Origin of the sequence: Pseudoalteromonas rubra, from assembly GCF_004212645.1 — a bacterium.
Taxonomy (GTDB): Bacteria; Pseudomonadota; Gammaproteobacteria; order Enterobacterales; family Alteromonadaceae; genus Pseudoalteromonas; species Pseudoalteromonas rubra_G.
In genome coordinates, this window is sequence record NZ_PPUZ01000070.1 from 1 (window position 1) to 9,218 (window position 9,218).

Below are 9,218 nucleotides of genomic sequence, written 5' to 3' on the forward strand. Positions count from 1 at the left end.
ATTAAGTGAAATTGGTATAATACATGAAGGAAATTAACATGAAGAAACTTATAACACTCTCTGCCGTTGCAACGGCTATGCTCACACTCAGCGCTACAACTCAGGCCCGAGGCATCGACCCGGGAAATTTTCGCTACTATCACTTCCAATGCCTCGATAGCAACCAGGTTCAACTATGGTTTAAAATTTCGCAGACTTACATCCCAAACCTGGGTGCTATGTGTGAAAACGATGGCGGCAGACTCAAAGTGACCAAAGTATATTGGTAGTAAAACACACCGTGAATTAGCCGTTGAGGCTGAGTGAGAATGGCCGCTTGTGTGGCCATTTTCGTCATTGATATAGCCTTTAATGCGTAAAACACGTCATTTTTTCTTGCAATCCTGATTAAGCCTGAATAGACTGTGCCCGTTCGATAAACAAGCGAGCATTTATTAACCACTTTCATCAACTAACCGCAAAGGAGAAAAAATATGACTCAGTTATCAAAACCCTTTGCAGGTCTTACCCGCTAATTAGCCAGAAGCTACCTACTTATCTTTAGCTTTCTGATAAGCTATTTTCGGTCTCGCCGTTATCAATGCGCGCGTAACTAGACTTGCCAATTCGTCTTTAATTTTACACAAATATGCTCTTTTTATGGGCAAGGAATTGGTACTATGGGCAGATCCGTCCAACAAATTACAGAAAATGTCAGCCTGATCGCGTCTGAAAACACGTGGATTGAGGGCCTGGCTATTCAACAACTCACCAAAACATCACAACTGGCAGGTATGCAGTACGTTGCAGGTATGCCAGATCTGCACCCGGGTCGAGGTTATCCGATTGGGGCGGCATTTTTTAGCACAAACCAGATTTACCCTGCTCTGGTCGGCAACGATATCGGCTGTGGTATGTCGCTATGGCAGACCACAATGAAGCTATCCAAAGTACACCTAGACAAGCTGGTTAAGCAGCTAACGCAGGTCGAAGCACCGCTGGATGAAAGCTGGCACGACTATATTGATGAGCAAAAGCAGGCAAAACAGCTTGAGCATACCCGCTTTGACCATGCGCTGGGGACAATCGGCGGTGGCAATCATTTTGCTGAGTTTCAGTCTATCGATAAAATCTATGACCCTGCAGCCATTGACGCACTTGGACTGGATAAGCGCAGCCTGCAATTGCTGGTTCACTCGGGCTCCCGTGGGCTAGGACAATCAATTCTGATCAGCCATGTATCGAGATACAATCATGCGGGCCTGGCTCAAGTGGACGATGCCTGTGCAAAATACCTGGCCAGACATGACGAAGCGTTACGCTGGGCAGAATTAAACCGCGCGCTGATCGCACAAAGATTTATTGAGGCAATAAGGAGCAAAGGCCGTTGCGTGCTGGACATCAATCATAACCTGGTCACCCGCAAAGTGGTCGACGGCGTTGAGGGCTGGTTGCATCGAAAAGGCGCAACGCCCAGCGATCAGGGCTATGTCATGATCCCGGGCTCACGTGGTGACTACAGTTATCTTGTAAAGCCAAAACACGTTAGCAACGAACATCTTAACCTCCATTCACTGGCACACGGTGCGGGCAGAAAGTGGCCCCGTGGCGAGTGCCAGGGACGGCTAAGTCATAAATATAAGCGCGATGACTTATACCGCACCGAACTGGGCAGCCGGGTGATCTGTGGTAACAAGGAGTTGTTGTATGACGAGGCACCGCAAGCTTATAAAAAGTGTGAAACCGTGATTTCTGATATGGAAGAAGCAGGTCTCATTGAGGTCATCGCCCGCTTTAAACCGGTTTTAACCTTCAAAACCCTGGGAGACTGTGCAGGATGATTTTATTGCAGCTCTCTTCAGGTCAGGGACCCGCCGAATGCAGCCGGGCAGTTGCGCATGCACTGAGCCAACTGGAAAAACAATGTCAGGATGCCGGTGTCGGGTTTACTCTAGTTGAGGCCATCAGGGGTGAGCAAAAATACAGTTATAAGTCTGCTTTACTGAGACTGAGCTCTTCAGATAACAATGTCATGGCTAAGCAACTTGCAAATCGCTGGCAAGGTTCGATGCTGTGGGTATGCCAAAGCCCATTCAGGCCCAGGCATAAACGCAAGAACTGGTTTTTCAGCGGCGCCGTTTATACGGTGGATGAGCAGACGCTGAGTCGCGAAATCACCTTTTTGCGCTGCCGGGCTTCGGGTGCTGGCGGACAACACGTTAACACCACAGATTCCGCTGTCAGAGCGATACATACTGAGACAGGCCTATCCGTGAGGGCAGACAGTGAGCGCAGTCAGCATGCCAATAAACGGATAGCCATCGCGCTCCTGTTTAGCAAACTGGAAGCCATGAAAGAGCAGCAACTCAGTACCCAGAACAAAGCTCGCTGGCAACAACATCAGACACTACAAAGAGGTGCGCCAGAACGCACCTTTACGGGCGAACAGTTTAAACAAAGGTAATGAGCAGTATCTCAAGCAAGGAATAGAACAATGTAATGCCATCAGTTAACAACATTAAAGCCGCCAACAAGTTGACTTGTGGGCATTGGTGATGCCTTTTTGGCATCACCAGATACCAAGTAAATGAATTAAAAGATGGTGTTAAAAAATGAGATACAAATACCCTCGTACCCCACACTTGCCCTGGTCCTTGGGTGCGACCAGCGATGATTTACGTCAGGGCAATACCCGACTGTTTGAAGGTAAAGCCGTTATTGTCACTGAAAAAATGGATGGTGAGAACACAACCCTCTACAGTGATTATCTGCATGCTCGCTCGATTGATAGCCGCTATCATCCTTCCAGAGCCTGGGTTAAATCGCTGCAAGGCAAAATAGGTTACCAAATACCCCGTGGCTGGCGCATCTGTGGAGAAAATCTCTACGCCCGGCATTCGATAGAATATAGTAATCTGAAAAGCTTTTTTCTGGCATTTTCTGTCTGGAATGAGCGCAACATTTGCCTGAGTTGGCAAGACACCCAACTGTTTTTGAAACAACTGGGACTCGCCTCTCCTAAGGTGCTCTATTCAGGTTTATGGTGTGAAACACAGATCCGACAGATTAAATTGGATCTGCACAAGCAAGAAGGGTATGTAGTCAGGTTGGCTGATAGCTTTTCCTATGAAGACTTCGCCCAGAGCGTTGCTAAATGGGTCAGAGCCGACCATGTAACAACGGATACTCACTGGATGCACAGCGAAGTGGTGCCAAATAGCTTAGTGTCACAAGGAGAATAACATGGATCAAACCCAACTTTGGCTCAATAGTCTTATGGACGACCTTACGCCCAGCTTTGCTGAATGTACCAGGGTTTTGGGCCGCTTCTTACCACTTTTATACGAATTTGAAAAAACCGAGCAGGATGAGCAATGGCACGGTGAAGGTAATGTGGCGATCCATACTGATATGGTGCTTAATGCACTGTATCAGCTGTTTGACAATCGAGCCGCTCATATTACCGGGCAGCAACGTCAAATACTGATTTTGGCCGCCCTGCTCCACGACATCGCCAAGCCTATTACGACTAAGCGTAAAGAAATATCGGGGGTCGAGCGAGTCGTGGCGCCCAGGCATGAGGAGATCGGTGCCAGTTATCTGGCAACACGCTTAGGGCAGCTGCCACTAAGCCAAAACTGTATCGGCCAGGTCATTGCGCTGGTTGGCTATCACCAGGTCCCTAAACTATTGGTGGTCAAAAATGCTGACTATGCGGCTTACCTGCACCTGGCGCTGAATGCGGATATGGCATTACTTTATTGGCTGGAAGTAGCCGACATGCAAGGCAGAGTCTGCCCAGACCTACCGCAACAGCTGGAACTGCTAGAACTGTTTCGCATGTTTGCAAAGGAGTATGGTCTTTGGGAGCAAGGAAACGTTGAACAAGCGCTGCTTGCACAGTTCCAGGTAAAGAAGAATCCGCTACAACAGATGTATCTGAATGGTTACGCTATCTCACAGTTGGCTAATGGTCAGATAAGCATGATAGAAGAAGCCATCGCCAAAAACTATCTCCCCTGTCAGCACTACGCACATTTGTACGTCATGTGCGGCGTCAGTGGCAGCGGGAAATCGACCTGGATAGATAAGCACCTGAGCGGCTATGAAATCGTTTCTCTTGATGAGATCCGTACAGAGCTCAATGGCAAAAGAAGCTGCCAGAAAAACCAGGGCCGCATTATGCAAACAGCCAAATCTCGGCTCAAAGCAGCGCTGGGTAAAAAACATAATGTAGTCTGGGATGCAACCAATATCCGCCAGGATTTTAGAGAGATGATCTGCCAACTTGGTTTGCAGTATGGCGCGCTGATCACCATAGTGGCGTTTCAACTCTCAGAAACCGCGCTGCGCACCAACAACAGAAACAGACGCCATGTAGTACCCGATGAGGTGTTGACTTCGCAAATAGCCAGATTTCAGTGGCCCGCCAGAACGGAAGGACATCGTATGTTGGTGATTGGCGATCAGGGAATTGAGTTGAGCAGGGCCGGATGCTTCCGGGAGCTCTAGGGAGCCACCACAAGCAAGTGAACTCAGTGAGTGTTGGCGAGTGAATGCGCCCACATTCACTCGCCCCTCTGTTGCAATGGTTTTATGGATGAAAGCACCTGAACTAAGCTTGAATTACGAAATAGACCCAAGGCTTATACCGCGAGTTCAGGTCTGTTTTTCATAGCTAGAAATAATTGTGGTATGCGCAACCGACGCATCAAAGTAGCGCGCTTTGACCTGTAAGTAATCTTCGTCCGAGAAAAAACGCTCAGACGCCTCTTTACTTGGAAACTGGATCGTAAAGACCCGGTTGATTGGTTTATCCGTTTCAGATTGCAGTACTTCACTGACAATAAAGTCGAACCCAAACCCGCCCTGATAAACGTGCAAAATAGGCGTCATCGCAGCGCGATATTGGGCGTACATTTCATCATCTGAAACCGCTAACCCGACTAAATATTCATACATAATCATCTCCTTTTGCGGCTTGTCTTTGTCAAATAAGCAGCGCCCAGTCCGCTAATAAAACCAAAGATATGGCTTGAGCTGCTGGTCTGAGCTGAGAAATCGAGCAAAGTCGCTAGAAAGCTGATGTTGGCATAATAAGTAAGTACCAGTAAGGCGATAAAGCTCACGATGCCAAGCACATCACGGTTGAACAGCGCAGCGCCCAGTAACAGGCCAAAATATCCCATGACCAGGCCAGATGCGCCAATATGATTGCCAGAGCCGGCAAACAGCCACACGAGTAGCCCGGTCGCAACCAGGATTAGCAAAGTCGCTCTTTTAAACTTGGGTAACCTCGCGGCCAGATAACCACTGATAGTGAGGCCAATCAAGTTACTCATTAAATGACCCCAGCTGCCATGCACAAAAGGCGCAGTGAGAATGCCACTCAGGTAATACTCATTATGTGGGATGATCCCGAGTCGACCCACCGGCAAGCCAATCACGCTCCCCAACAGCTGCACCACAACCATCAAGGCCATTGCATATAAAACCAGCTTAAAATTGGCTGGAAAAACCAGCGCACGCTTACTCATTTATGTCCTTGATATTTTGCTGTTGGAAATTGTCGGGATTTACGTAAAACTGTGTAAGATTCAATTTTGACTAAGGGGTCAATCGCACGAATTGAATTAGTCAGGAGACATGCACTTCACCATCGACAAAATTCTCTCTTATAAAGAGTCTATCATCGCAGTTATGAATTGCCCTATCAACAAACCTAACAGTGTCATTGACCAGCCAAACTGCACTCGAGCAAATTTGACCACAATAGTTCATGAGGGCATGTCTGTTTACTGCCTTTCATCAGGCTAACAAAACTTCTTAAAAAGAGCTTGGCCGTCGCTGACTTTATGATCTTAAACAGCCGTTACGTCAGTTTAGTTTGCTTTTGAACCCGATAAGACCTTTCTGATAAGTTGCTCAAACTGAAAATTGAGAAACTGATTGAGACCAGTTGGATCATTGACCAGCTTGCCAACGGCATCTACCTAATAAGTAAATCGTGAGAGAAACGCCTCCCCACTCTAAATTTATTCTTTTGAATACACTACGGAATCACCATAACATAGCTGCCCTGGCTAACTATTCAAAATAGCTTTGCTGAAATTGATTTATCACGCGGTCGGCGACAACAGCAGAAGTATTAGCAGCTGTTGTCGCCGATGGTTTATTTATTTAGAGCTTTGAAACTGAATGATATTTGCAGTTTAACCATAATGCCTGCAGCTCTTTTTTCAGGCTTCGTTTTTTCAGCTGTCAAACTAGCATAGGCTGTTACGTACTTTGACCACACCATTGTAAAGAAGCCCCCTATTGATACGAGTAGAATGTTCATAAAATCAATTCCTTCTGCGTTTAAGAAATTCAGTAATAAATAAAATTTAAGGTCCACTATGCTTTTCTCCATTGGTTAAAAAACGACTTCGTTGGAGAACAATATCCCGCAAGAAGCCTGTTAGCCCGCTACTTAGCGGGATTTTGTTTTGGTCCTGTTGGTTCTGTGTTTTAAACACATGCCCAGTCACAAGACATTAACTGTGACTATTGTAAATACCTGCAAAACGCCGTGTGACGATTATCTAGTTCTATTTAAGGCAAGTTATTCAACACACTTTTTGTTCTTTCACATAAACCGTTCTTAAAAGTTGTTCATGAACAACCTTGTATGGCCTGAACACTGTATTTTGTGAAAAAAGCTCTAAAACATAAAAAATCGCCAAGCAAATACAACAGCAAGCCTCTGATACTGAAAGCTTGTTCATGAACAAGCTTTCAGCTAACTCAATAGCCAAATCGATCATAACAACCGAGAACTCGGAAAATTTCCGGAAAAAAAATAAAGTCACTGAACGAATGTCACTCAGTTAGGCGCTAGGCTCGACGTATCAAACCAGCCATACTCAATCAGGCTCGTCTCAGTCTTGCGTGTACCAAAGCACAGCAGGCAAAGCACAAACAAACGTAAAGTGGCACCGGCCTGATGGATCTGCCCTACAACCTCAGGCAATTGATAAGGCCGCAGTGCACCGGGCTTAGGTTTGATTTTTGACTTATGAAAACGCCGGAACGGCACACCACTAAGCAAAGAGGGTTGAATCACCCCACTTCAGCACCTTGTTGTAGCATTCGTTTTAACTGCGCATACGCCTGGCGAATCGTACTGGGCTGATAACCCTCAGCCATCATCGACTGAACCAGGTGCTCATCCACCGTACTCACAGCCAGTCCAACCAGCAGAAAAGCCCCCAACCGCGGGATCAGAAGTTAACTAACCAAAGAGACTGAAGACGATTTATAACTGGCAGAGGTCGCACTATTACGCTGCTCACGGGCTACATACCACTGCGCCAGCTCCGCAACATTACAAAATGCCGTCAACGATGCAGGCTCACCCTGCCCAACATTTAACAGCAACTGCTCAAGTTGACGCCTGGCACCAGCCGCAGATACCAATGGCCAGTCGCCCACCTTAGGGCGAGCCGTTTTACCATCACGGTTTAGCTCCAGCAGCCAGCTGCCAGTGCGGTTCGCCTTAAACCGCAATAACAGCGGCGTGCGTTTATCTGTCAGTTCGCTGACAGCCGCATCCTGGCTGTGATCTTGAATTGCCGCCTCAGACAACAGTGTGGTAAGACGCATAAAATCATCAATCGGTAAAAACTGACCGACATTTTACCCGCTCAGAACAGGCCAGATACAACAGGTGGTGACGTGATGAGAGTGCAGTACATAAACTAAACATCGTCTGTAAGGACAGATCTGACCTTGTAGAACACCGGCTGATATATAACACTACAGAAAAGAACACACATAGATTAACTGACAGAACCACAATATTAACCAGGCTGGTTAATCAAACTTGACGACAGGTTAAAAACATGCCATACTATAGTTAAAGGTGGTATTACACCTTCCCCAAGGGGTTAATGGATAAAAATAAAAACAGAACTTTGGAGTTGCTTATGTTGACAAAATTTGGAATGGCCATCCGTAAAATACGGATAGACAGAAATATGAAACTAGGTGACATGGCGAAAGGCATGCAGGTTACATCCGCTTACTTATCAGCCGTTGAGAACGGCAAGAAAAAGCTGACAAATGAACTTGTGGAAAAAGTTTCTAATTTTCTTGAGCTTAGTGAAGAAGATAGAACCGAAATAAACGAAGCTGCTGCACTGTCTCAGCAAGAGTTTAATATTAGTATTAAGGATGAAGATAGCGATGTGTTGAGGACCACGGTGGGTGCTTTAGCAAGGCGCATTGAATCTTCAAACTTAAATGATGAAGATGCAAAAGCTATTCTAAAGATTTTGAAGGGATAGTAAGGATGTAATGTGACGATAAGAGCAAAAGGTACCAAAACAAGTCCAAGGAACAAAAAACAAATCAGGAAAGATGTTGAGAGGCTCAAGTCTATCTTTGGATTGGGTCTTGCTGAATATGTAGATGTCATAGAATTAATTGACATAACCCTACCAGAATTATTCCCACACTTTAGCTGCGAGCTTGTACCCGATAAAGAAATGGCTGATGTAGCAGGCTTAACGGTCCCTGCCGAGTTCAAAATATATCTGAAGCAATCAGTATACGATAAAGCCTGCAAAGATGATGGGCAAAGCAGATTTACAATCGCTCATGAGGTCGGCCATCTTTTTTTACACGATCAGCCATTAGTTCTTGCAAAGCAAGAAAAGCCAACCGAGCACAAAGTTTGGGAAGATACAGAATGGCAGGCAGATCAATTCGCAGCCGAGTTTCTCATGCCCTTCGAAAGTGTGAGAAAAATGAGCACTCATCAAGACATCATTGGCACTTTTAAAGTGTCGAACAAAGCTGCAAGGTGCAGATTAAGCAAAGTAAAAGACGAAGTAAGTAAGCTTGAAAGCGAAAATAAGTAGCGTTATTTTCGCTTTCAAAAGTATTTGGACAGAGTGGTGAGTTGTCCTCTTTCCACACTGAGAAAATTAAATACTCTAAACGTAGCGGGGAAGAGTATAAACAAGTTCTTAGTGAAAAGCTATTCAACTCATAACTTTTTTTGAGGTGATATATGGCATCACGAAAAAAAATCGTCCCAGTATGTCGATACAAACGCTATCGATACGGCAAGTGGGAAGACGTCTGTAAGCACATGAGAAGCTTACCAAGACGCTAAACATAACGATTAAAGGGAACAGTGGTGAGCTGTCCTGTTTCCACACTGAGTTAAAAGGGTACTCTAAATGTAGCAATTT

The 9,218-nt window shown here is 45.8% G+C and carries 13 protein-coding genes; 7 read left to right on the forward strand and 6 right to left on the reverse strand.

Annotation, left to right across the window (positions count from 1 at the left end; all coding sequences use genetic code 11):
• Positions 1-38: 38 nt before the first annotated feature.
• The 5 genes from C3B51_RS20050 to C3B51_RS20070 all read left to right on the forward strand — a co-directional run bounded on the left by C3B51_RS20050 (position 39) and on the right by C3B51_RS20070 (position 4,491).
• Positions 39-269, forward strand: coding sequence for a hypothetical protein (locus C3B51_RS20050; protein WP_130246192.1), 231 nt, complete (start codon positions 39-41; stop codon positions 267-269).
• A 390-nt stretch (positions 270-659) separates the two neighbouring features.
• Entirely contained in the window at positions 660-1,820 is a 1,161-nt protein-coding gene (locus tag C3B51_RS20055) for an RNA ligase RtcB family protein (RefSeq protein WP_130246193.1), read from the forward strand.
• Positions 1,817-2,443 (forward strand): peptide chain release factor H, encoded by a 627-nt coding sequence (prfH, locus tag C3B51_RS20060; protein WP_130246194.1) that lies wholly within the window; start codon positions 1,817-1,819, stop codon positions 2,441-2,443. Before C3B51_RS20055 ends, prfH begins: the two co-directional genes overlap by 4 nt.
• Positions 2,444-2,591: 148 nt before the next feature.
• Positions 2,592-3,221, forward strand: coding sequence for an RNA ligase family protein (locus tag C3B51_RS20065; protein WP_130246195.1), 630 nt, complete (start codon positions 2,592-2,594; stop codon positions 3,219-3,221).
• 1 nt (position 3,222) lies between these two features.
• Positions 3,223-4,491, forward strand: a complete 1,269-nt coding sequence (locus C3B51_RS20070) for an AAA family ATPase (RefSeq protein ID WP_130246196.1) — start codon at positions 3,223-3,225, stop codon at positions 4,489-4,491.
• A gap of 147 nt (positions 4,492-4,638) precedes the next feature.
• Here C3B51_RS20070 and C3B51_RS20075 read toward each other — a convergent pair whose 3' ends face one another.
• The 6 genes from C3B51_RS20075 to C3B51_RS20090 all read right to left on the reverse strand — a co-directional run bounded on the left by C3B51_RS20075 (position 4,639) and on the right by C3B51_RS20090 (position 7,623).
• Complete coding sequence (locus tag C3B51_RS20075) at positions 4,639-4,941, reverse strand: DUF1330 domain-containing protein (RefSeq protein WP_130246197.1); 303 nt, start codon at positions 4,939-4,941, stop codon at positions 4,639-4,641.
• A gap of 2 nt (positions 4,942-4,943) precedes the next feature.
• Positions 4,944-5,516, reverse strand: a complete 573-nt coding sequence (locus C3B51_RS20080; protein ID WP_130246198.1) for a rhomboid family intramembrane serine protease — start codon at positions 5,514-5,516, stop codon at positions 4,944-4,946.
• A gap of 635 nt (positions 5,517-6,151) precedes the next feature.
• The gene (locus C3B51_RS23665) at positions 6,152-6,319 is read right to left on the reverse strand and encodes a hypothetical protein (protein ID WP_165389212.1); all 168 of its coding nucleotides are present in this window, start codon (positions 6,317-6,319) and stop codon (positions 6,152-6,154) included.
• A 525-nt stretch (positions 6,320-6,844) separates the two neighbouring features.
• Positions 6,845-7,084 (reverse strand): hypothetical protein, encoded by a 240-nt coding sequence (locus C3B51_RS20085; protein WP_130246199.1) that lies wholly within the window; start codon positions 7,082-7,084, stop codon positions 6,845-6,847.
• Complete coding sequence (locus C3B51_RS24120) at positions 7,081-7,203, reverse strand: hypothetical protein (protein WP_276319653.1); 123 nt, start codon at positions 7,201-7,203, stop codon at positions 7,081-7,083. The genes C3B51_RS20085 and C3B51_RS24120 overlap by 4 nt, the downstream gene beginning before the upstream one ends.
• Positions 7,204-7,248: 45 nt before the next feature.
• A complete protein-coding gene (locus tag C3B51_RS20090) occupies positions 7,249-7,623 on the reverse strand; it encodes an Arm DNA-binding domain-containing protein (RefSeq protein ID WP_130246200.1) in 375 nt (124 codons plus the stop codon).
• A gap of 287 nt (positions 7,624-7,910) precedes the next feature.
• On the opposite strand from C3B51_RS20090, the gene C3B51_RS20095 reads away from it, so the two are divergent.
• Positions 7,911-8,306 carry a helix-turn-helix transcriptional regulator gene (locus C3B51_RS20095; RefSeq protein ID WP_130246201.1) on the forward strand — a complete coding sequence of 132 codons (396 nt, stop codon included), beginning with the start codon at positions 7,911-7,913 and terminating at the stop codon, positions 8,304-8,306.
• 12 nt (positions 8,307-8,318) lie between these two features.
• Entirely contained in the window at positions 8,319-8,882 is a 564-nt protein-coding gene (locus C3B51_RS20100) for an ImmA/IrrE family metallo-endopeptidase (RefSeq protein WP_130246202.1), read from the forward strand.
• Positions 8,883-9,218: the final 336 nt, after the last annotated feature.

What these genes read in the sequence shown, in the direction of transcription:
- C3B51_RS20055 (WP_130246193.1), top strand. Translation starts at nt 660, where the DNA reads ATGGGCAGATCCGTCCAACAAATTACAGAAAATGTCAGCCTGATCGCG.
- C3B51_RS20090 (WP_130246200.1), bottom strand. Translation starts at nt 7,623, where the DNA reads ATGCGTCTTACCACACTGTTGTCTGAGGCGGCAATTCAAGATCACAGC.
- C3B51_RS20070 (WP_130246196.1), top strand. Translation starts at nt 3,223, where the DNA reads ATGGATCAAACCCAACTTTGGCTCAATAGTCTTATGGACGACCTTACG.
- prfH (WP_130246194.1), top strand. Translation starts at nt 1,817, where the DNA reads ATGATTTTATTGCAGCTCTCTTCAGGTCAGGGACCCGCCGAATGCAGC.
- C3B51_RS20065 (WP_130246195.1), top strand. Translation starts at nt 2,592, where the DNA reads ATGAGATACAAATACCCTCGTACCCCACACTTGCCCTGGTCCTTGGGT.
- C3B51_RS20075 (WP_130246197.1), bottom strand. Translation starts at nt 4,941, where the DNA reads ATGTATGAATATTTAGTCGGGTTAGCGGTTTCAGATGATGAAATGTAC.
- C3B51_RS20095 (WP_130246201.1), top strand. Translation starts at nt 7,911, where the DNA reads ATGGATAAAAATAAAAACAGAACTTTGGAGTTGCTTATGTTGACAAAA.
- C3B51_RS23665 (WP_165389212.1), bottom strand. Translation starts at nt 6,319, where the DNA reads ATGAACATTCTACTCGTATCAATAGGGGGCTTCTTTACAATGGTGTGG.
- C3B51_RS20050 (WP_130246192.1), top strand. Translation starts at nt 39, where the DNA reads ATGAAGAAACTTATAACACTCTCTGCCGTTGCAACGGCTATGCTCACA.
- C3B51_RS20080 (WP_130246198.1), bottom strand. Translation starts at nt 5,516, where the DNA reads ATGAGTAAGCGTGCGCTGGTTTTTCCAGCCAATTTTAAGCTGGTTTTA.